The organism is Microbacterium sp. NPDC090225, from assembly GCF_044772365.1.
GTDB lineage: Bacteria > Actinomycetota > Actinomycetes > Actinomycetales > Microbacteriaceae > Microbacterium.
Genome location: NZ_JBIVYS010000001.1, coordinates 2,211,296 through 2,233,050, shown reverse-complemented (window position 1 = coordinate 2,233,050; position 21,755 = coordinate 2,211,296). Strand labels below are relative to the sequence as shown.

At 68.6% G+C, this 21,755-nt stretch carries 18 protein-coding genes; 8 read left to right on the top strand and 10 right to left on the bottom strand.

Going from position 1 to position 21,755, the window contains the following annotated elements; translation table 11 throughout:
• Window positions 1-188 precede the first annotated feature (188 nt).
• Complete coding sequence (locus ACIQTT_RS10680) at window positions 189-6,230, top strand: GH92 family glycosyl hydrolase (protein WP_402789389.1); 6,042 nt, start codon at window positions 189-191, stop codon at window positions 6,228-6,230.
• A 190-nt stretch (window positions 6,231-6,420) separates the two neighbouring features.
• On the top strand, window positions 6,421-6,870 hold the full coding sequence (locus tag ACIQTT_RS10675; RefSeq protein WP_402789386.1) for an NUDIX hydrolase: 450 nt from the start codon (window positions 6,421-6,423) through the stop codon (window positions 6,868-6,870).
• Between the two features lie 124 nt (window positions 6,871-6,994).
• Here the strand turns inward: ACIQTT_RS10675 and ACIQTT_RS10670 are convergent, their stop codons facing one another.
• Both ACIQTT_RS10670 and ACIQTT_RS10665 read right to left on the bottom strand, forming a co-directional pair.
• Window positions 6,995-8,110, bottom strand: coding sequence for a M24 family metallopeptidase (locus tag ACIQTT_RS10670; RefSeq protein ID WP_402789384.1), 1,116 nt, complete (start codon window positions 8,108-8,110; stop codon window positions 6,995-6,997).
• 27 nt (window positions 8,111-8,137) lie between these two features.
• Window positions 8,138-8,599, bottom strand: a complete 462-nt coding sequence (locus ACIQTT_RS10665) for a hypothetical protein (protein WP_402789381.1) — start codon at window positions 8,597-8,599, stop codon at window positions 8,138-8,140.
• A gap of 136 nt (window positions 8,600-8,735) precedes the next feature.
• On the opposite strand from ACIQTT_RS10665, the gene ACIQTT_RS10660 reads away from it, so the two are divergent.
• Window positions 8,736-9,158 carry an NUDIX hydrolase gene (locus tag ACIQTT_RS10660; RefSeq protein ID WP_402789378.1) on the top strand — a complete coding sequence of 141 codons (423 nt, stop codon included), beginning with the start codon at window positions 8,736-8,738 and terminating at the stop codon, window positions 9,156-9,158.
• A 38-nt stretch (window positions 9,159-9,196) separates the two neighbouring features.
• On the opposite strand, the gene ACIQTT_RS10655 is transcribed toward ACIQTT_RS10660, so the two are convergent.
• Window positions 9,197-9,625 (bottom strand): YbaK/EbsC family protein, encoded by a 429-nt coding sequence (locus ACIQTT_RS10655; RefSeq protein WP_336641871.1) that lies wholly within the window; start codon window positions 9,623-9,625, stop codon window positions 9,197-9,199.
• A 65-nt stretch (window positions 9,626-9,690) separates the two neighbouring features.
• A complete protein-coding gene (locus ACIQTT_RS10650; protein ID WP_402789375.1) occupies window positions 9,691-10,215 on the bottom strand; it encodes a DNA helicase in 525 nt (174 codons plus the stop codon).
• A 146-nt stretch (window positions 10,216-10,361) separates the two neighbouring features.
• On the opposite strand from ACIQTT_RS10650, the gene ACIQTT_RS10645 reads away from it, so the two are divergent.
• Window positions 10,362-10,919 carry a peptidylprolyl isomerase gene (locus tag ACIQTT_RS10645; protein WP_402789372.1) on the top strand — a complete coding sequence of 186 codons (558 nt, stop codon included), beginning with the start codon at window positions 10,362-10,364 and terminating at the stop codon, window positions 10,917-10,919.
• A gap of 21 nt (window positions 10,920-10,940) precedes the next feature.
• Window positions 10,941-11,846 carry a rhomboid family intramembrane serine protease gene (locus tag ACIQTT_RS10640; RefSeq protein ID WP_402789369.1) on the top strand — a complete coding sequence of 302 codons (906 nt, stop codon included), beginning with the start codon at window positions 10,941-10,943 and terminating at the stop codon, window positions 11,844-11,846.
• A gap of 183 nt (window positions 11,847-12,029) precedes the next feature.
• Here ACIQTT_RS10640 and ACIQTT_RS10635 read toward each other — a convergent pair whose 3' ends face one another.
• Window positions 12,030-12,269, bottom strand: a complete 240-nt coding sequence (locus ACIQTT_RS10635) for a cell division protein CrgA (protein WP_247624028.1) — start codon at window positions 12,267-12,269, stop codon at window positions 12,030-12,032.
• 102 nt (window positions 12,270-12,371) lie between these two features.
• Here ACIQTT_RS10635 and ACIQTT_RS10630 point away from each other — a divergent pair, with 102 nt between their 5' ends.
• Genes ACIQTT_RS10630 through ACIQTT_RS10620 form a run of 3 tightly spaced genes read left to right on the top strand, consistent with a single transcriptional unit; the run spans window position 12,372 to window position 13,964 of the window.
• The gene (locus ACIQTT_RS10630; protein WP_402789366.1) at window positions 12,372-13,166 is read left to right on the top strand and encodes a class E sortase; all 795 of its coding nucleotides are present in this window, start codon (window positions 12,372-12,374) and stop codon (window positions 13,164-13,166) included.
• Between the two features lie 16 nt (window positions 13,167-13,182).
• Window positions 13,183-13,338 carry a hypothetical protein gene (locus ACIQTT_RS10625; RefSeq protein WP_391479659.1) on the top strand — a complete coding sequence of 52 codons (156 nt, stop codon included), beginning with the start codon at window positions 13,183-13,185 and terminating at the stop codon, window positions 13,336-13,338.
• Entirely contained in the window at window positions 13,335-13,964 is a 630-nt protein-coding gene (locus ACIQTT_RS10620; protein ID WP_402789363.1) for an anthranilate synthase component II, read from the top strand. Before ACIQTT_RS10625 ends, ACIQTT_RS10620 begins: the two co-directional genes overlap by 4 nt.
• Before the next feature lie 61 nt (window positions 13,965-14,025).
• Here ACIQTT_RS10620 and pknB read toward each other — a convergent pair whose 3' ends face one another.
• From pknB to ACIQTT_RS10595, 5 genes are all read right to left on the bottom strand, one after another.
• On the bottom strand, window positions 14,026-15,720 hold the full coding sequence (gene pknB, locus ACIQTT_RS10615; RefSeq protein WP_402789361.1) for a Stk1 family PASTA domain-containing Ser/Thr kinase: 1,695 nt from the start codon (window positions 15,718-15,720) through the stop codon (window positions 14,026-14,028).
• 54 nt (window positions 15,721-15,774) lie between these two features.
• Window positions 15,775-17,547, bottom strand: coding sequence for a protein kinase (locus ACIQTT_RS10610; RefSeq protein WP_402789358.1), 1,773 nt, complete (start codon window positions 17,545-17,547; stop codon window positions 15,775-15,777).
• Window positions 17,544-18,998, bottom strand: coding sequence for a penicillin-binding transpeptidase domain-containing protein (locus tag ACIQTT_RS10605; protein ID WP_402789356.1), 1,455 nt, complete (start codon window positions 18,996-18,998; stop codon window positions 17,544-17,546). Before ACIQTT_RS10605 ends, ACIQTT_RS10610 begins: the two co-directional genes overlap by 4 nt.
• A 73-nt stretch (window positions 18,999-19,071) precedes the next feature.
• Window positions 19,072-20,457 (bottom strand): FtsW/RodA/SpoVE family cell cycle protein, encoded by a 1,386-nt coding sequence (locus tag ACIQTT_RS10600; protein WP_402789353.1) that lies wholly within the window; start codon window positions 20,455-20,457, stop codon window positions 19,072-19,074.
• Window positions 20,454-21,755, bottom strand: coding sequence for a PP2C family protein-serine/threonine phosphatase (locus tag ACIQTT_RS10595; RefSeq protein ID WP_402789350.1), 1,302 nt, complete (start codon window positions 21,753-21,755; stop codon window positions 20,454-20,456). Before ACIQTT_RS10595 ends, ACIQTT_RS10600 begins: the two co-directional genes overlap by 4 nt.

Below are 21,755 nucleotides of genomic sequence, written 5' to 3'. Positions count from 1 at the left end.
TTCCTCTGTCGCCTCGAGCGATCTGCTCATTATGACGGGTCATCCGATGGGGGATGCATCTTCCGCCCACGGCATCCGCTGTGTTAGTGTCTCGATCTATGACAGCGATGTCATAAACGTCGCGCAGCCCGCCCCCCGGTATCTGCGACAGGCGAACGACACACCGCAGTGGAGTTTGAGGAGCAACCATGACTGTTCCCCGTAAGAGGAACGAACGACCCGCAGGTCGCATCTGGGCGGCCGCCGGCGCCGCCCTGACGGTGACCCTGGCCATGCTGACGCCGCTCCCCGCGGCGGCTGCAGCAGGAGGGACGTTCTCGTCGTCCTTCGAATCGACGGATGCCGTGCCCGCGCTCGCGGGCACCGGTGAAGCCGTCAACATCACCGGCGACCGCTTCGCCCCGGGCAGCATGCTTCCCGCGATCGCGCCGAACGGCGTCACGGCCTCGGCGCAGAACGCGCCGAACGAAGCCGCCGTGTTCGCCGCCGACGCCAACGCCTCGACCAAGTGGCTCGCCTTCGTGAACAAGGGGTGGCTGCAGTACCAGCTCACCGCCGCTCAGCCGCTGCAGAAGTACACGCTCACCTCGGGTGGCGACGCGCAGGAGCGCGACCCCAAGAACTTCCGCGTGCTGGGCTCGAACAACGGCACCGATTGGACCCCGGTCGACGAGCGGACCGGCGAGATGTTCACCGCGCGCGGCCAGACCCGCACGTTCGAACTGGCTGCGCCGAGCGCGCCGTTCCTCTACTACCGTCTCGACATCACCGAGAACCGCACTCCCACCACGAACCTCATCCAGCTCGCCGACTTCGAGCCCATCGCGGTGAGCAATGGAGCACCCGCCGCGAGCGACCTGCGTCTCGTCGTCGGCAACGGCCCCACGGCATCCGACACCGCCAAGACCGGAGTCGGATTCACCGGCACCAAGGCCGTGCAGTACTCGGGCCGTCACCTCGACGCCGGCGCAGCATCGTCGACCACCACCCTCTACGAGAACGTCGATGTGACCGTCGACGGCGACAGCCAGCTGTCGTACCTCGTCTTCCCCGTGCTCGACGGCGAGCAGACGTATGCGGCCACCTTCGTGGCCGTCGATCTCGCCTTCGACGACGGCACCACCCTCGCCGCCACCCCCGGCGTGACCGACTCGTACGGCTACCCCGTCACCGCCACCGAGCAGGGCCGCTCGAACAGGCTCTGGCCCAACCAGTGGAACAAGGTCACCGTCGACCTCGGAGCCTTCGAGGGCCGCACCGTCGAAGACATCCGCTTCACGTACTCCCACCCGGGCGCGGACGTGAAGAACATCGAGGCGCCGACCGCGGCCACCGCGTTCACCGGCTGGCTCGACGACGTCGAGATCGACGCCGCGACCCCGCTCGACGACTCCGACGGACTCGTGTCGTACGTCGACACCCGCCGCGGCACGAACTCGACCGGCGGCTTCTCCCGCGGCAACAACCTGCCCGCGACGGCATGGCCCAACGGCTTCAACTTCATCACCCCGATGACGAACGCCGACAACACCGGCACGATCTACCAGTACCAGCGCGCCAACAACGCGCAGAACAAGCCCGGCCTCAACGGCATCGGCTTCTCGCACCAGCCGAGCATCTGGATGGGTGACCGCAACCAGCTCGCCGTGCTCCCCGCCGCGAACGCCAACCCGACCTCGAACCTGAACGACCGCAAGCTCACGTTCACGCACGAGAACGAGATCGCGCGGCCCGACATCTACGACGTCACCTTCGACAACGGCATCCGCACCGAGGTGACCGCCACCGACCACGGCGCGATCTACCGCTTCGAGTTCGCCGGTAACGCCAGCTCGATCCTCATCGATCAGCTCGTGAACTCGTCGAAGCTGTCGATCACGGGCGACACGGTCAGCGGCTGGGTCGACGGCGGCTCCGGCTGGCCCGGACGCACCCGCATGTTCGTCTACGGCACCTTCGACCGCGCACCCGCGACGGCCGGCCCGACGACCGTCGGCGACCGCAACGGCACCGCCCGCTACGCCTCGTTCGACACGACCGGTGACCGCTCGGTCGAGCTGCGCATCTCGTCGTCGTTCATCTCGCAGGACCAGGCGAAGAAGAACCACGCCTTCGAGCTCGAGGGCGTCTCGTTCGACGACGCCCACACTGCGGTGAAGGATGCCTGGAACGAGCGCCTCTCCGTCGTCGACGAAGTGCAGGGGGCGACCGACACGCAGCTCATCACGCTCTACTCGAGCCTGTACCGGCTCAACCTCTACCCGAACTCGCAGTTCGAGAACACGGGCACCGAGGCCGACCCGGTCTACCAGTACGCGAGCCCCGTGGCCGGCACGACCGGCTCGGCGAGCGACACCCAGACCAACGCCAAGATCGTCGACGGCAAGATCTACGTCAACAACGGCTTCTGGGACACGTACCGCACCGCCTGGCCGCTGTACTCGATGCTCTACCCCGACGTGACCGAAGAGCTCGTCGACGGCTTCGTGCAGCAGTACCGCGACAGCGGATGGATCGCGCGCTGGTCGTCTCCCGGCTACGCCGACCTGATGACCGGCACGAGCTCCGACGTCGCGTTCGCCGAGGCGTACCTCGCCGGTGCGCTGAGCACCGACACGGCACTCGAGGCCTATGACGCCGCGGTCAAGAACGCGACCGTGCTGCCGGCATCCAACGCCGTCGGCCGCAAAGGACTCGGGCAGTCGATCTTCCTCGGTTACACCGAGGCCACCACCCACGAGAGCGCGTCGTGGGGTCTCGAGGGATACATCAACGACTTCGGTATCGCCGAGATGGCGAAAGCCCTGTCGGAGGACCCGAACACCCCCGCCGACCGCGTCGCTCAGCTGAAGGAGGAGGCGACGTACTTCGAGGCGCGCGCCGAGCACTACGGCGAGATGTTCAACCCGGAGGCGGGCACGTTCACCTCGCGCAACGCAGACGGCTCGTGGACCTCGGGCGCCGACTTCGACAAGAAGGCGTGGGGCGGTGCCTTCACCGAGGCGAGCGCCTGGACCTTCGGCTTCCACGCGCCGCACGACGTCGACGGCCTGGCCGCGCTCTACGGCGGACGCCAGGGCCTGGTCGACGTCATGCACGACTTCCTCACCGTGCGCGAGAAGGCCGACTACTCCGGCATCCACGAGGCGCGCGAGGCGCGTGACGTGCGACTGGGCATGCTCGGCATGTCGAACCAGATCGCGCACCACATCCCCTACGTGCTCGCCGAGGCGGGCGACCCCTCGGGTGCGCAGGAGCTGATCCGCGACATCCAGGACCGCCTCTTCATCGGCGACGACATCGGCCAGGGCTACCCGGGCGATGAGGACAACGGCGAGTTCTCGGCCTGGTACGTGTTCTCGGCCCTCGGCTTCTACCCGCTCGAGGTCGGCTCCGGCGACTACACGATCGGCACCCCGCTGTTCGACAGCGCGACGCTGAACATCGGCGGCAAGAAGCTCGTCATCAACGCCCCCGGGGCGTCCGCGGGCAAGGACTACGTGGCGGGCGCCAGCATCAACGGCACCCCGATCACCGAGACCACCTTCGACGGCGACCTCGTCCGCGCGGGCGGAACGCTCGACTTCACGATGAGCGACACCCCCTCGGCGTGGGGTGCGAAGGACCTCGGTGAGGAGCTCGACGTACCCACGACCCTGGTCGACGCGACGAAGGCCGGACGCGGCGTGCTGAAGGCCACCGACGGAACCCCCGTCGGGTCGCTCGTCGACGACAACATGAGCTCGAACGTGGCGTTCACGGGCGACACCGCCGAACTCGTCTGGACCTCGCAGTCCGGTCCGGTCTCGATCGGCCAGTACACGCTCACGAGTGCGAACAGGGCGAACGCGCCGTCGAGCTGGACGCTCGAGGGCTCGGTCGACGGCACCACCTGGACCGAGATCGACAGCCGCACGGCGCAGTCCTTCACCTGGGACACGCAGACCCGACCGTTCACGACCGCGAACCAGGACGGCTTCACGAGCGTGAGGCTGACGCTGAAGACGGATGCCGCGACGCTCGCGCTCTCGGAGGTCGAGCTGTTCGCCTCGGCATCCGCCGCCGACGGTCTCGCGATCTCGGCGGGCTCGCCGCAGCGCGTCGCCGTCGACACCGAGTTCACGGGAACCCTCGCCACGATCGTCGGGACCGAGACGGATGCCTCCGGCTACACCGTCACGGTCGACTACGGCGACGGTGTCGCGGTGACCGACGTGAAGCTGACGCGCGACGACCTGGGTGGCTGGAAGGTGAGCGCCCCGCACACCTTCACGACGCCCGGAACGTACTCGGCAGCCGTCACGGTGCGGGACTCGGCCGGAGCGGTGGCGCAGACCACCGCGACGGTGACCGCGTTCCGCGACGAGACGCTGGTGGGCGCCTTCAACAACGTCTGCATCGGTGACCTCAACGTCACGGCCGCGAACTGCGACTCGCAGGGTCACGGCTACTTCCGCGACAAGATCAACGCCGACGGCTTCGTGCAGGGTCAGACCCTGACGATCCCGAACACGACGCTGACCTACGACCTGCCCGCGATCCCGGCCGGCCAGCCCGACAACATCACGGGCGAGGGTCAGACGGTCAAGGTGTCGCTCGGCGCCGGTGCCACGCAGATCGCGTTCATCGGAACCGCCACCGAGAGCAACCGCGACTCGGTCGCGACGCTGCACTTCACCGACGGCACGACGCAGCAGGTGACGATCAGCCTCGGCGACTGGGTCGGAGCATCCGGAAACCCCTACAAGGGCAACACGGTGCTGACGATCTCGGAAGGCCGCCTCTCGGGCACGGGCCCCGAGGGCTCGGTGAAGAACACCGCGATCTACGCCACCGCCGGCATCCCGCTCGCGGTCGACGGAGACGGTGCACCGAAGGTCGTCGAGTCGCTCACGATGCCGAAGGAGGCGGGTTCGCTCAACGACGGACGCGTGCACATCTTCGCCCTCGCCTCGGACGGCGACCGTACGGCAGCCGCTCCCCTGAGCGTCACGGCCGGAACGGTCGACGGTCAGGTCACCGACGAGGAGTTCGACGCGACGCTCGCGACGGTCGCCGGTGGTCAGGGCGAGACGTCGGCTCTCGTCAACTGGGGTGACGGAACCCCCGTCGCCGAGGTGACGATCGCCGACGGCGCGGTCACGGGAACGCACACCTACGCCACCGCCGGTACCTACACGGTGACGGTCACGGCTGACGACGGCGTGCGGTCGGCCGATGCGCGGCTCGAGATCGGGGTCGTCGACCCCGAGCCCGAGTACGCTCCCGAGATCCAGGTGCCCGATGGCACGGTGGCCCCTGGTGACCGGGTGACCGTCACGGGTTCGGGCTTCGCCGCCGAGGAGAACGTGTCGGTGCGCATCGACTCGGAGACCCCGGTCGTCGTGAAGTCCGATGTGAACGGTGCGATCAACGCCGAGATCACGGTTCCGGTGGATGCCATCGACGGTGCCCACCCGGTGGTGGCGCTCGGCGACGTCTCGAAGGTCGAGGCTCGCGGAACGCTGCAGGTGGCGGTCGACTCGACCGTCCCGCGCAACACCTCGGTCTCGCTGGCTGCCGGATCGGACGACCCGGTCGCGGGCGAGTCGATCCCGCTGATCGCGACGGTGAAGCCCGCGGGCGCCGCCGGCAAGGTCGACTTCTTCGAGGGCGACGAGATCGTCGGCTCGGCGGAGGTCACCGGTGGCACGGCCACGGCCGACGTCACCATCGCGACCTCGGGTGCGCACACCTACGTCGCCCGGTTCGTGCCGTCCGACGACACGGCGTTCCGCGCCTCGGAGTCTGCGCCGCTCACGATCGACGTGCGAGACACCCCGGTGCTCGAGGCCGAGCTCGTGATCGGAGCGTCGACCGTGCAGCAGGGTGGCACGGTGGAGGTCACCGGTCGTGGGTTCGCGTCGGGTGAGATCGTCTCGCTGACGCTGCACTCCGATCCGATCCACCTGACGGATGCCGTCGCCGACGAGTCCGGAGCATTCCGACTCCAGGTGACCATCCCGGCGAACGCGGAGGTCGGCGCCCACACGCTGATCGCCGTCGGAGCGGACTCGGGCCTCACCGCGGAGGGTGCCCTCACGGTCACCGCCGCCCCGGTCGGTGGCGGTGGTGGCGGAGACGGCCTCGCCGGAACCGGTGGAACCGTGCCGATCGCCGCGATCGCGGTGCTGCTGCTCCTGCTCGCCGCCGGTGGCGTGCTGGTGCTCCGCCGCCGCGTGGAGTCGTAACCCCCGCTCCACTCCCCACAGAAGCCGTCCTCCCCACCCCCGGGGGAGGGCGGCTTCGCCTTTCCTGCCCATGCGGTGGGGCCCTTCGACAGGCTCAGGGACCCAGTTGCTCCTGGGTGCTGAGCTGGTTCCGTGGGTCGCTGAGCCTGTCGAAGCGCCCCTCCACGAGACCGCCCGATACGCTCACGGGATGGATGCCGAGCACGAGACCGTCGTCCGCGTGACGGCGGACGCCCCGTGGCTCCCGCCGGGCGGCCGGGCCGAAGTCGTGCGGCGAGACAGTCCGCCGCGACCGATGTCGATGGTGAGGCTGCTCCTCCGTCGCGGTGACGAGGTCTACTGCGTCCCCCGCTCGGAGACGGGAAAGCTCGACCTCCCGACACGGTCGACGGACGGCGACGACCTCGACGGCTCGGTCACGATCCGCGCGCTCGCCGCGGAGGTCGTCGGTGCCCCCACGGAGACCCGGTTCCTCGGAGCCGTGCGCAACGTCGTCGAGCGCCCGGGAAGCGACTACCCCTGGCCGACCCCGCTCGCGCACTTCGGCGTGTGGGCGTCTCCGGATGCCCCGATCATCGACGGCACCTGGGCCGATCTCTCGACCCTGACCGAGCGCCACTGGCACCCGCTCGTCGTCTGAGCTCTCGTGCGGGACCCTTCGACAGGCTCAGGGACCCAGTGTCGCGCGTGGGACCCTTCGACAGGCTCAGGGACCCGATAAGACTGGGTCGCTGAGCCTGTCGAAGCGTCCCTCCCCGAGACGCTCAGACCGAGCGCAGGGAGTGCTCGGAGGTGTTGAGGCGCTCGCAGCCGTCGGCGGTGAGCACCACGATGTCTTCGATGCGGGCGCCCCACTCCCCGGCGAAGTAGATGCCCGGTTCGACGCTGAACGCCATGCCCTCGCGCAGCACCAGGTCGTTGCCGGGCGCGATGTACGGCTCCTCGTGCACGGAGACGCCGATGCCGTGGCCCGTGCGGTGCAGGAAAGCCTGGCCCAGCCCGGCATCCGTCAGCATCTGCCGGGCGGCGGCGTCGACCTCGGATGCCGTGGCCCCGGGCCGCGCGGCATCCACTGCCGCCTGCTGCGCGCGCACGAGCACGGCGATGCGCTCGGCCGCCTCGGGGTCGGGCGCGCCCACCGCATAGGTGCGCGTGCTGTCGGAGTTGTACCCGCTGGGCACCGCTCCCCCGATGTCGACGACCACGATGTCGCCGTCTTCGATCACGCGATCCGACACCTCGTGATGCGGGTCCGCGCCGTTCGGCCCCGACCCGACGATCACGAACTCGACGGTCTCGTGGCCCTCGGCGACGATGGCGTCGGCGATGTCGGCGGCGACCTCGCGCTCGGTGCGACCGGCGCGCAGCCACTCGGGCACGCGGCGGTGCACGGCGTCGATCGCATCGCCCGCGCGACGCAGCTCGGCGACCTCGGCGGCATCCTTGATCATGCGACCCTCGCGCAGCACGGGCGTCGCGAGCTCGAGACGCACGCCCAGCCGCTCCCCGATCGGGATCACGTGCAGGGCCGGCAGGGCATCCGACACCCCGACCCGCGCCACCGAACCGACGGCGGTCGCGACCAGGTCGTACGGGTTCTCGCCGTCGACCCAATCCGACACCGCGAGTCCGAGCGTGCCGACCGCCGTGCTACGCACCTTCGCGAGCTCCATGCGGGGCACGACCACGGTCGGTGCGACACCGGGACCGATCACGAGCGCGGTCAACCGCTCGATCGTGTCGCCCTCGACCCCGACCAGGTACTTCAGGTCGGGCCCGGGGCCGACGACCACGGCGTCGAGTCCCGCCTCGGCGGCGAGAGCGGATGCCCGATCCAGGCGGGCGGAGTACACGGCTGAGGAGAAGGGGGGAGTGCTCACCCCGCCCACGCTACTCCGCCGCGGGGCTCAGCTGATGGCGAGACGGATGCGCTCGGTGAGCAGTTTCCTGTTCGCCGCGGTGAGCTCGAGCAGCGCGTAGGCGGTCGGCCACATCGTGCCCTCGTCGAGGTTCGAGATGGGCTCGAACCCGAAGGTGCCGTAGCGCACCTTGAACTTGCTCGCGGGCTGGAAGAAGCAGAGCACCTTGCCGTCCTTCCCCCACCCGGGCATGCCGTAGTAGGTGCGGGGCATGAGGTCGGGCGCGACCTCCATCACGAGTTCGTGCAGTGCGGTGGCGAGCTTCTTATCGGTCTCGTCGGGCAGCTTGGCGATCGCCTCCTTGAGGTCGGCCTCCCCCGCCGCGCGCTGCTCCTCGGGCGTCTTCTTCGCGCGGGAGCGCTTCGCCTTCGCCTCTTTCGCGGCGGCCTGCATGGCCTCGCGTTCTTCGGCGGTGAAGTTCTTCGTGTCGCTCTTCGTGTCCTCGGCCATGACGGCTCCTCTCGTCGTTGCGGTGATCTCAGCGTAAGGATGCCGGGGCCCGCGTGGCTTCTCGATTCGTGATCGATCTGCCGAGGCGTTCGAAACACTCGCAGATGACCCGGTGAGGGCCGGTTAGTGTGGGGAGATGGACCTGCGTGTGGCGGCATACGCGGTCGTCACGGACGACGACGACCGCCTGCTCCTCGCGCGCTGGATCGAGGGTCGCCGTGTCGCATGGACGATGCCCGGTGGCGGTCTCGAAGCCGGGGAGTCGCCCGAAGACGCGGTGCGCCGCGAACTCCGCGAGGAGACCGGGTACACGGTGAAGGTCGGCGAGCTGCTCGGCATCCACTCCCGGGTCATCCCCGCGAGCCAGCGCGTGCACAAGGCGGATCAACCGCTGCACACGCTCCGCATCGTCTACCGGGCGACCGTGACGGGCGGCAAGCTACGCTACGAGACCGATGGGTCGACCGACATGGCGGCATGGTTCACGCGCTCGGCGGTGGCCGAGCTGCAGCGGGTCAAGCTCGTCGACATCTCGCTGCGCATGGCCGGGATCTTCTGACCGCAAGCCGCCTCACCGGGCGACGAGCGAGCGGATGCTCAGGCCCGGGGTTCCTCGGGAACCGAGATGTCGGCGACGGTCGCGCCGTAGGCGGCGATGAGGTCGTCGGCCTCGACGAACAGGCTGTACCCGTGCGCTCCCGCTCCCATGGCGATGCGCTGCCCGACGATCGACTCGTCGGCGAAGACGGGCCAGTCGGTGGTGCTGCCGATCGGGACGATGGTGCCCCGTTCGTACCCGGTGGCGGCGAGGGCAAGGTCCGCCTCGGGGAGCCGCAGCTTGTTCACGCCGACGACGGCGCGCAGCTTGGGCCACGAGATCGAGCGTCCGCCGGGGATCAGAGCGAACAGGTAGGTGTCGTCGGCTCGCTTGACCACGAGGGTCTTCACGATGCCGGACGGGTCGAGCCCGAGGAGCTCGGCTGCCTCGAAGAGGCTCCGCGCCTCCGGCCGCTCGCGGATCTCGATGTCGAGACCGCGAGCGGCGGCGGCGTCGGTGACCCGCGCGTGCGGGTCGGTGGAGGATTCGGCGCTCACGCGTCGGGTGCGGAGAGCGGGTCGTCGGCGACCCAGAGCTCGTCGTCCGCACGCAGCGCGGTCCATGCGGCGTAGAGCACCGCGGCTGCCGCGGCTGCGCCGAGGATCAGCGCGACGATCGAGCCGAGGCCCGAGCTCGGCTGCTGCTTCTTCTGGTGCGCCTTCTGCGCCTTCTTGATCTTCTTCGAGACCGGGGCGACGATGCCGTGACGCTTGTTGTTCGCGACGTCCCAGGCGCTGAGGGCAGTGCCCACGACGCCTCCGACGATCGGAACGACCTTGTCGTCGACGACGTGCTTACCGATCTTCACGCCACGGTCGACCACGGGGGCGACACGACGGTTGTAGGTGTCCTGCACGACCGGCACGACCTGCTCCCGGTAGGAATGGCCGAGCTGGTGGCTGGCCTCGCGGGCGACGCCGGCGGCGTGGCCGACGAGCTCCTGCTGCGCCTCCCAGAGCTGGGTCGCGTCCTTCTGAAGACGACGCAGTTGCTTCTTCCGCTTGCGGCTGAGGCTCACGATGCTCTCCTGTCGATGTGGAGTACGGGTTCCCCATCCTGCCAGACAAGTCTGTACAGGGGGAGGGAATCGCCCACCCCTTGACTTATCCCGAGATGTGCAGGAGAACCCGGCTCACACACGGGAAGCTCTGCGAGAATGGACGTATGCCTCACGCTTCCCATGTCGCAACCCTGCACACCAACCACGGTGACATCGTCATCAACCTCTTCGGCGACCAGGCCCCGAAGACGGTCAAGAACTTCGTCGGTCTCGCCGACGGCACCCAGGAGTGGACGCACCCCGCGACCGGCAAGCCGGGCGAGGGTCCCCTCTACAAGGACGTCATCTTCCACCGCATCATCCCGAACTTCATGATCCAGGGCGGTGACCCGCTCGGTCAGGGCGTCGGCGGTCCGGGCTACAACTTCAACGACGAGATCAACGCCGAGCTCAACTTCGACCAGCCGTACATCCTCGCCATGGCGAACGCCGGCCTGCGCCGCAACGCCATCACGGGCGACGTCGAGGGCACGAACGGTTCGCAGTTCTTCATCACCACCGACCCGACCCCGTGGCTCAAGGGCAAGCACACGATCTTCGGCGAGGTCGCCGATGACGCGTCGAAGGCCGTCGTCGACAAGATCGGTGCGGTTCCGACCGCCGCCGGCGACCGTCCGATCGAGCCCGTCGTGCTCCAGTCGATCGACATCGTCGCGGCCTGACGACAGCGATCGCCGATCCGGATGTCGACGCCTGAGTTCGCGAGCAATCGCGACAACTTCTGTTACCGGCATCCGGATCGGCAGAGCTTCGTGCTCTGCCAGCGCTGCCTGCGCACGATCTGCGGCGAGTGCCAGACGCCCGCCGCGGTCGGGGTGATCTGCCCCGAGTGCATGAAGGCCGAGCGCAAGAACCGCACCCCCGCCCAGAAGCGCGCTGAGCGCCGCTGGGGAAGCGGCGGCCGAGGACCGGCCATGGCGATCACCCGCAGCGGGCGCCCGGTCGTGACGTACACGCTCCTCGCGATCACGTCGTTCATCGGGCTGCTGATGCTCATCCCCGACGTCGGGTTGCAGCTCAAGAACATCCTCCAGTTCGCGACGCCGTACCTCTATCCCCAGATCTGGGGATTCCCGTTCGAACCCTGGCGCCTCCTCACCTCGGTGTTCGCGCACGGCGGCTTCATCCATCTCGCGCTGAACATGCTCGCGCTCTGGCTCATCGGTCAGAACCTCGAGGCCATGCTCGGGCGTGCCCGCTTCCTCGCCCTCTATCTGATCAGCGGGCTCGGCGGGTCCGTGATGGTCGCGCTCATCGGCAACCCGATGGTTCCCGTGGTCGGCGCATCCGGAGCGCTCTTCGGCATGATGGCCGCGCTGCTCATCATCGGCCGCCACATCGGGGCGAACGTCACCGGCCTGCTCGTCATCCTCGGGATCAACTTCGTCTACGGGCTCTTCGTCGGCGGGATCTCCTGGCAGGCGCACCTCGGCGGTCTGCTCGTGGGCGCTCTCGTCTCCTTCATCTTCATCAAGACGAAGGAGCGTGCGCGGCGGAGACTGCAGATCGCGGCTCTCGTCGGGGTCGTCGTCGCCCTGCTGGTGATCGTCGCCTTCGTCCCACCGCTCTACATCGCGAGTTGGGCCTGATGAGCGGTTGTTAACAACTCTGTTAACACCTGTGAATAACACCCGTGTAATTCTCCCCAGGTGTGGATAGACCTGTGGATAACTCTGTGGGCTGCTTGTGAGTTCCTGGGGATACAGCACCGCCGGAAACGACGAAGGCCCCTCGCCGGAGCGAGAGGCCTTCGGAAGAAGTGGGTGCTGAGGTCAGCGCCAGCGGGTGGTCATGAGGAAACCGATCAGCGCGATGCCCAGGCCGATGCCGAGGTTCCAGTTGCCGAGACCCGGAATCGGGAACTGCTGGCCCGAGATGTAGAACACGAGGATCCACGCGAGGCCCAGCAGCATGAAGCCGATCATCACCGGCTTGAACCACACGGCGTTGGGAGCGGCGTCGCCTTCGGCGCGCTCGACAGCGGGTTCTTCGGTCTTTCGGTCTCGTGCCATTCCAGCATTGTACCGAAATCAGGTGACGATCCCGAGTGCGGATGCTCGGGAACGCCCCGAAGCTCGCGGCGCGCCCACAGCACGACCGGATAGGATCGCGCCATGACTGCATCCGTCGTGCCTGGGGGGCGACGCGCGCGACGGTCCCGCCGACGTTCGCGCGCCACATTCGCGAGCGTTCTCGGTGAGCTGCTGCTCACCGCCGGAGTGCTCGTTCTGCTGTTCGTCGCCTGGCAGATGTGGATCGGCGATATCATCATCGCCGCCCAGAAGAACGACGAGGGTGCGGCCGTCTCGGCCGAGTGGGCCGCAGGTCCCACGCCCGAGCTTCCGCCACTCGTCGAGGGCGATGACGGGTCGACGTACTACGAGCCGGTGATCCCCGCCGCACCCGCCGACACCGAGCAGCTCGGCCAGATGCACATTCCGCGCTTCGGTGCCGACTACAACTACGGCATCTACGGCGGCACGACGCGCGCCCGCACGCTCGACAACCTCGGCATCGGCGTCTACACGAACTCGAAGATGCCCGGCGAGGTCGGTAACTTCGCGATGGCGGGGCACCGCACCACCTGGGGCAAGCCGTTCAACCAGCTCGACAAGCTGCAGATCGGCGACGCGATCGTCGTCGAGACGAAGGACGGCTGGTTCACCTACCGCTTCCGCACCCTCGAGTACGTCAAGCCGACGCAGACCGACGTGCTCGCGGACGTGCCCCAGATGCCCGAGGTCGCGACCGGTGAGCGTTACATCACGCTGACCGCGTGCTCTCCGCTGTACTCGCTGGCCGAGCGCATCGTCGCGTACGGGGTCTTCGAGAGCTTCCAGCCGCGCGCCGAGGGTCCGCCCCCGGCACTGACCGACCCGCCGCCGCCCCCGGCCGCACCGTCCATCTAGAGGCACGAGGAGAAACATGTACGCCGCAATCTGGCGCCTGCTGCCCGGCCCCTGGTGGATCCGCCTGCTCATCGTGCTCGTCGTCGTCGGAGCGATACTCTACGGGCTGTTCTGGTACGTCTTCCCCTGGATCAGCCCCATCATCAACCCGGGCGAGGTCGACCTCGAATGACCCGGGTGCTCGTGGTCGACAACCACGACAGCTTCGTGCACACCCTGGTCGGCTACCTCCACGAGCTCGGCGCCGAGACCTCGATGATCGAGGCGGATGCCGTCGACGCCCCCGCGCTCGACACGATCCTTCCGGCGTTCGACGCCGTGCTCCTCTCCCCCGGCCCCGGCGCCCCCGCTGACGCCGGAGTCTCTATCGACGCCGTGCGACTCGCGGTCGAACGACGGATGCCGCTGCTCGGCGTCTGCCTCGGGCACCAGGCGATCGCCGAGGCCTTCGGCGCGCCCGTGACCGCAGCGCCCGAGCTCATGCACGGCATGGTGTCGGCGGTAGCTCATGACGGATCGGCACTGTTCGACGGCATCCGCTCCCCCTTCGACGTCGGGCGGTACCACTCGCTCGGGGTCGCGGCATCCGATCTTCCCGACGCGCTGCGCGTGACCGCGCACACCGAATCGGGCACCGTCATGGGCATCGCGCATCGTGAGCTGCCCATCGTGGGCGTGCAGTTCCACCCCGAGAGCGTGCTCACCGAGAGCGGCTACCGCCTGCTGGCGAACTGGCTCGCGATGGCGGGCGATGCGGATGCCGTGGCGCGATCCGAGGGCCTCGACCCGCTGGTCTAGCGCCCTTCGTCTCGCGGCGCTCGCTCAGGGACCGGGGGCTGCGCTCGCTCAGGGACCGTGCTCAGCCGGCGGGGGCGGCCGAGCAGAAGCGCAGCTCGATCGTCGACCCGACCGGCACGTCGCCGGGCGCCGCCGACATCGAGACCACCGTGTTCGGCGCGACACCCGCGGCGCACTCGCCCTGGTCGATCGGACTCGCGACGAGTCCGAGACCCTCGAGCTCGGCCTTTGCGGCATCGATCGTGAAACCGCTGAGGTTGCGCAGCGTGACCTTGCCGCTCGCAACGACGAGGTTGACCACGGTTCCGGGCGCGACCTCGGTATCGGCGGGTTGGCTCGACTCGATCACCGTGTCGCCCGCGATCTCGGGATCATTCCTCTGGATGACCGTGCCGAGCTGGAGCCCGGCATCCGTCAATGCCTGGCGGGCGGCATCGAGAGCCATGCCCTCGATGGCCGGGACGGTGACCGTCTCCTGACCCGTCGAGACGTAGATGGTGACCAGGTCGCCCTTCTCGATGGCGACACCGGCCTGCGGATCGGTGCGGGTGACGTTGCCCTCGGCGATGTCGGAGCTCGTCTCGAGCACCAGCTTCGCCTCGAGATCGAGCTCGGCGAGATCGGCCTGGGCGCGGTCGGAGGCGACGTCGACGAGATCGGGCACGACGCGCGCGGTCTGCGGCACCTCGGGCGGACGCATCGTGACGACCCAGAAGAGCACCGAGGCGATGAGCACGGCGAGCAGGGCCACGCCGGCCCAGATCCACGCCACGGGCGGGCCGGACTGCGTGCGCGCCATCGTCGTGTCGGTGCTGAGCTGACGCAGCGACCGAGCCGTCTCCTGCGCCTGGCGCGGGTTGGCGCCGTAGAGCTCACTCGTGAGTGCGCCCAGCTGTTTGCGGGTCGGGGCCTCGCCCGCGACGGCGGCGTCGAGAGCTGCGCGGAAGTGCGCGGCATCCGGGTACCGCTGGTACGGGTCCTTGGCGAGGGCCCGCAGCACGATCGGATCGAGGGCACCCGGGGAGTCCTCGTTGAGCTCGGTGGGCGGCACCGGGGTCTCGCTGACGTGCTGGTAGGCGACGGCCACGGGCGATTCGCCGCGGAATGGCTGACGCCCCGTGAGCAGCTCGTACAGCACCACGCCGGTGGAGTACAGGTCGGCGCGGGCGTCGACCGGCTCGCCCTTGGCCTGCTCGGGCGAGAAGTACGCGGCCGTTCCGATGATCTGGGTGGTCTCGGCGACCGTCGACGACGAGTCGGAGACGGCCCGGGCGATGCCGAAATCCATCACCTTGACCTTGCCGTCGGGCGTGACCATGACGTTGCCCGGCTTGATGTCGCGGTGCACGACGCCGGCGCGGTGCGAGTAGTTCAGGGCCTCGAGGATGCCGTCGACGTATCGGATCGTGTCGTCGAGGGGCACGGGTCCCGCCGCGATGATGTCTTTCAGCAGCGCGCCCTTGACGAGCTCCATCACGATGTAGGGAGGGTCATCGGACGAGGCATCCGCAGCGGAGTCGCCCGCGTCGAACACGCGCACGATCGAGGGGTGCGACATGCGCGACGCCGCCTGCGCCTCAAGCCGGAACCGGGTGCGGAACGCGGTGTCGCGCGCCAGGTCGGGGTCGAGGATCTTGATCGCGACTTCACGCCCGAGGGTCAGGTCGTACCCGCGGTAGACCTTCGCCATGCCGCCGTGCCCGATGAGCTCGTCGACGCGGTACCTACCCGCGAGAACGCGTGGCTCTGTGGACACGGATGACCCCCCTGGGACAACTGGACGTGATGTGTTGTGGGGTAAAGGCTACCCTCAGTTGCCTGTATTCCCGCCGTCACCGTCGTCGTCGCCGTTGCCCGGGTCGACGACCGCTCCCTGGATCGCGGTGGACTGTCCCTGAGGGGAGGTTCCGGACTCGCGATCGCCGCAGAACGCCTTGTAGGTACCGGTCACGACCTGCCCGGCGGTGCCGGTGTTGATCGAGATTCCCGCGCCCGTCTCGCCGGGTCCGAAGCTCTTCGTGGTCACGGCCGGCTGGCCGGGACCCGCGAACGAGGCGTTCGTGATCGTGACCTCGTACGACGAGAGGGTTCCGGTGCCGTTCGGGCAGGAGAACGCCGTCCAGTTGATGTTCGCCGAGCCGCCTTCGAGGAACGTGCCCGAGAACGTCGGAGCGTTGGTCGGAGCGCCGACTGCAGCCTGATCGGCGTACAGGATCAGAGTGATGTCGCTGCCCACATCGACCGAACCGCGCGGCTCGACGCGCTCGACGGCGCCGACGAGGTCGGCGGACGGCGCGACGGTCGTTCCGGTGACGCAGTTCGGCACGAGGCCAGCATCGCGTGCAGCGGCCAGAGCCGCGTCGCACGACATGCCCGGCAGCTGCAGGGCGTCGACGTCGACCGGTTCGGGATCGGGCGTCTCGCTCTGCGTAGGACTCGGCTTGGGTGTCGGGGTGTTCGAGGTCGACGTGCTCGGAGTCGGGTCGGCGTCTCCGCCTCCCTGGTTCATGAGCGCGAAGACGGTTCCGCCGAGCACGATCACCAGCAGGGCGATCAGTGCGACCAGCGGCCACGTCCAGGGACTGCGCTTCTTCTTCTTCGCGCCGTCGGCCGCTTCGTCGTCGCCGGCTCCGGTGGGGAGCTGCGCCGTGGTCGGCAGCACGCGGGTGGCCCCGTCGTCGCCGTTCGCGGTGAGGATGCGGGTCGCGTCGTCGGCGACTCCGCCCGTCGCGATGGCCGGCACGGCGATCGCCGCGGAGTTCAGGTCGCCGCGGCGCAGCGCCTGGGCGGCGCGCGCGACGGTCGCCGACGACGACGGACGGTCGCTCGGCTTCTTCGCGATCATCGCCATGACGAGGTTCTGCACGGGGATCGGCACGGTCGGCGGCAGCGGCGGCGGCTGCTCGTTGATCTGCGCCATCGCGATCGCCACCTGCGACTCGCCCGTGAAGGGGCGCTTGCCGGCGAGGCATTCGTAGGCCACGATGCCGAGCGAGTACGTGTCGGTCGCGGGGGAGGCCGGGTGACCCGACGCCTGCTCCGGCGACAGGTACTGCACGGTTCCCATGACCTGACCGGTGGCCGTGAGCGGCACCTGGTCGGCGATGCGCGCGATCCCGAAATCGGTGATCTTGACGCGGCCGTCGGGCGTGATCAGCAGGTTTCCCGGCTTGATGTCGCGGTGCACGAGGCCGGCCGCGTGCGCGGCCTGCAGAGCGGATGCCGTCTGAGCGACGATGTCGAGGGTCTTGTCGGCGCTCAGCGCACCGTCGCGCTCGAGCACGGTCGACAGCGCCTCGCCGGGCACGAGCTCCATGACGAGATAGGCGCTGCCGTTCTCCTCGCCGTAGTCGAACACGCTCGCGATGCCCTCATGGTTGACGAGTGCGGCGTGACGGGCCTCGGCGCGGAAGCGCTCGAGGAACCCGGGGTCACCCATGTACTCGTCCTTGAGGATCTTGATCGCGACGGTACGTCCGATGACGTGATCCGTCGCCTCCCAGACCTCACCCATGCCACCGATCGCGATACGCGACTGCAGCTCGTAACGACCACCGAACGACACACCCTGCGTCGGTCTCATCTGCCCAGCACCGCCTCTATGACCTTCTTCGCAATCGGAGCGGCGATCGTGTCGCCGGATCCGGATTGACCCTGTCCTCCGCCGTCTTCGACGACGACTGCCACCGCCACAGCGGGGTCGTCCGCCGGCGCGAAGCCGGTGAACCACAACGTGTGCGGCTTGTTTCCGTTCTCAGCGGTGCCGGTCTTACCGGCCACGTCGATCCCGTCTATTCTTGCACCCTGCGCAGCGCCCGTTGAGACGCTCGCGACCATGGCATCCGTCACCTCGTCGGCGACGTCGGCGTCGAGCGCCCGGCCGAACTCGGTGTCGTCGTAGGAACGCACCACCGACAGGTCGTTGCCGATCACCTGGTCGACCATCCGCGGGTTCATCACGAGGCCGTCGTTCGCGATTCCGGCCGAGATCATCGCGACCTGCAACGGCGTCGCGGTGACCTGCCCCTGCCCGAAACCGGTGAGAGCGGTCTGCGCGTCGTCGAGCGCGCGCGGGTAGCTCGAGGCCGTCGACACGAGCGGCGTCTCGAAGCTCTGGTTGTACCCGAACTTCTCGGCCATCTCGCGGATCGCGTCGTCGCCGAGCTCGACCGCGAGTTCGGCCATCGGGATGTTGCAGCTGAGGCGGATCGCCTCGGCGATCGTGACGGTCTCGCCGCCGCCGCAGGTGCCTCCCCACGCATTCGAGACGCGGTTGCTCGACCCGGGAAGCGTGTATGACGCGGGGTTCGGGAGCGTGGAGTCGGGCGTGAAGTCACCGCTCGCGTAGGCCGCGGCCGCCACGACGAGCTTGAACGTCGAGCCCGGCGGGTTGAGGTCGCCGGCGATCGCACGGTTGGAGAGCGGCTTGAGCGGGTCCTGCACCAGTTGGTCGTACGTCGCGTTCGCGGCATCCGCGTCGTGCGTGGCGAGCAGGTTCGTGTCGAAGCCGGGCGTCGAGACCATCGCGAGGATGCGACCCGTGCTGGGTTCGATGGCGACGACGGCGCCCTGCAGCCCGTCGAGTGCGTCGTAGGCGGCCTTCTGGGCCGCGGCGTCGAGGGAGAGCTCGACGCTGAAGCCGGTCTGCGGCTGCCCGGAGAGGATGCGCTCGATCTCGGAGAAGAACGCGCTCGACCCGGTACCCGAGAGATCGGCGTTCATCGCCTGCTCGATGCCGGTTCGGGAATCCAGCGCGGCGTTGAAGTAGCCGGTGACCGGCGCCCACATGCCGGCATCGGCATACACGCGCTGGAACTGGTAGCGATCGTCGGACGGCACGGAAGTGGCGACGTTCGTGCCGTCGATGATGATCGAGCCGCGCTGGATCTCGTAGCTGTCGAGGCGCGTGCGCTGGTTGTTGTCGTTCTGGGCCAGCGCATCGGCGTCGACGACCTGGATCCAGCTGGTGGCGGCGAACAGCGCGATGAACATGAAGAGCATCACGATGCTCAGGCGACGCAGTTCACGAGTCATACGGCACCCCCTCGGGGTGACGTGCAGCGCGGTTCCTGAGCAAGGAGCGCAGCGACGCGTCGAAGGGCACGAGTCATCCGATCACCACCCTCGGTTGGCGGCGGACGCCGTCGGAGATGCGCAGCAGCAGTGCCACGATGAGCCAGTTGGCGACGAGCGACGAACCGCCCGCGGCGAGGAACGGCGTGGTCAGACCCGTCAGCGGGATGAGGCGGGTGACACCGCCGACCATGATGAAGACCTGCAGGGCGATCGTGAACGAGAAACCGATCGCGAGCAGCTTGCCGAAGTCGTCCTGACCGGCGAGACCGATGCGCACCCCGCGACTGACGAACACCATGTACAGGCAGAGGATCGCGAACAGGCCGATCAGGCCGATCTCCTCACCGAGGCTGGTGATGATGTAGTCGCTGTGGGCGAGGGGAGTGACCCATGGGCGGCCCTGTCCCCAGCCGGTTCCGAGCATCCCGCCGTGCGCGAGGCCGAAGAGCCCCTGCATGGGCTGGTAGCCGGCACGTTCGGGGTCGACCTGGTTCGGGTCGAACAGGAACAGCCAGTTGATGAAGCGCCCGCGCACGTAGCTGAGGATCTGCGTCGCGAGCGCGACACCCGCGGCCACGAGTCCGAGACCGATGACGACCCAGCTGGTCTTGCCGGTGGCGACGTACAGCATCGCCACGAACATGCCGAAGATCAGGGTTCCGGTACCGAGGTCGCGCTGCAGCACGATGATCCCGAGCGAGATGAGCCACACCACCAACACCGGACCCAGCTCGCGCATGCGCGGCCAGGTCATGCCGAGGAAGCGCGTGCCCACCGAGGTGAGGCTCTCACGTGTGCGCACGAGGTAGCCCGCGAAGAAGATCGCGAGGCAGATCTTCGCGATCTCACCCGGCTGGAATGCGAACGCCCCGCCGAGCGACACCCACACGGCCGCATTCGCGTCGGGGATGCGCAGACCCGGCACGAACGGCAGCAGCAGGAACACGATGCCGACGAAACCGAAGATATACGTGTAACGGAAGAGGACGCGGTAGTTGCGAAGCAGGATCACCACGGCGATCGCGCCCGCCAGCGAGATGCCGGTCCAGGCGAGCTGCTTCGTCGAATAGGCATCCCAACCGGTGAACGACTTGGCGATGTCGATCCGGTAGATCATCGCGATGCCGAGCCCCGTGAGCAGGGTGGCGATGGGGACGACGAACGGATCGGCATCCGAGGCCACGACCCGCAGCACGATGTGCAGGGCGAACGCGAGCACGGCGAGACCGCCGCCGATCGCCAGAATGGCCGGGTCGACCGTGCCGAGGGCGCCGAGCTGTACGAGCGTGAGCGCGGAGCCCGCGATCAGCACGGCGAACAGCAGCAGCCAGAACTCGCGGTTGCGCTGCTTCTGCGGGGTGCGGATGCGCTTGAGCGCCTTGATGACGGCGGTGTCGGCGGAGACGTCGGTGCTCATCCGTCACCTCCGTCTTCGGCGGGCGTCTCGGTCGGCGTCGGAGTCGGGAGCGGGGTCGGCAGCGCGTTGGCATCGGCACCCGCCCGCAGACGGTCGACGATGGCCATGGCATCCGACAGCGATCGGGCCGTGATCGTGCGCTCGACCGACGCGCGCTGGTACTCCGGCAGGTTCGCGAGCAGGATGTCGGTGTCTTCGACAGGTGTCGACAGGGTGATCGGGCCGATGTTCTGCTGCACGCCCTGGAAGATCACCACGCTGTCGTCGTCGGCGCCGATGAAGTAGCGGGTCTGCGTCCAGCTGTAGGCCGCGAAGGCGGCGAATCCGAGCATCGCGAGCACCAGGAGCATCGCGGCGATCCATCCGACCCGCCGACGGGTCGCGCGCCGGCGGTCCTCCTCGATGAGCTCTTCGAGGTACTCGGCGGCCGGCTCGAAGTGGCTGGGATCGTTGGCCGCCTGGCGCACGGGGTGCAGCCAGTTGCCGCGCGGGGAGCGCACGGGCGGCACGATGATGCCCGAGGGGTTCGAGGCCGCGCCGACGATCGTGGGCGTGCCGGACGAGAGCGGATGCTGTCCGCCGACGTCGACGAGCACGATGGTGACGTTGTCGGGGGCACCGCCGTCGAGGGCTTGCTTGAGCAGGTTGTCGGCGGTGCGGCCCGGCGCGAGGCCGAGGCGCATCGCCTTGAGGATGCGGTTCTCGTCGACGACCCCGGAGAGGCCGTCGGAGCAGAGCAGCCAGCGGTCGCCCGGCTGCGTCGGCATGACGAACATGTCGAGCTCGGGATCGGAGTCCATGTCGCTGAGCACGCGCATGAGCACCGAGCGGCGCGGGTGGTAGCGGGCCTCCTCGGGCGTGATGCGGCCCGAGTCCACGAGCCGCTGCACGAAGGTGTGGTCGGCGGTGATCTGCGTCAGAGCGTCGTCACGGTAGAGGTAGATGCGCGAGTCGCCGATGTGGCCGATGACCGCGTACTCGTCGACCATGATGATCGCGCTGACCGTGGTGCCGAGGCCTGCGAGTTCGGGGCGATCCTTCGCGGCCCGGATGAGGTCGCCGGCCGCGGTCGTCGCGGCGGCCTGCAGCGATGCCTGCGCGTCGTCGGTCGAGGCGTACGCCTGGTCGAGCGGTTCGAGGCGCTGGATCGCGAGGCTCGAGGCGACGTCACCACCGGCGTGACCGCCCATGCCGTCGGCGACGACGAACAGGTTGGCTCCGGAGTACCCGGAGTCCTGGTTGTTGGAGCGGATCTTGCCCGTATGGGAGATCGCGGCGCTCGAGCCCTCGAAGACCAT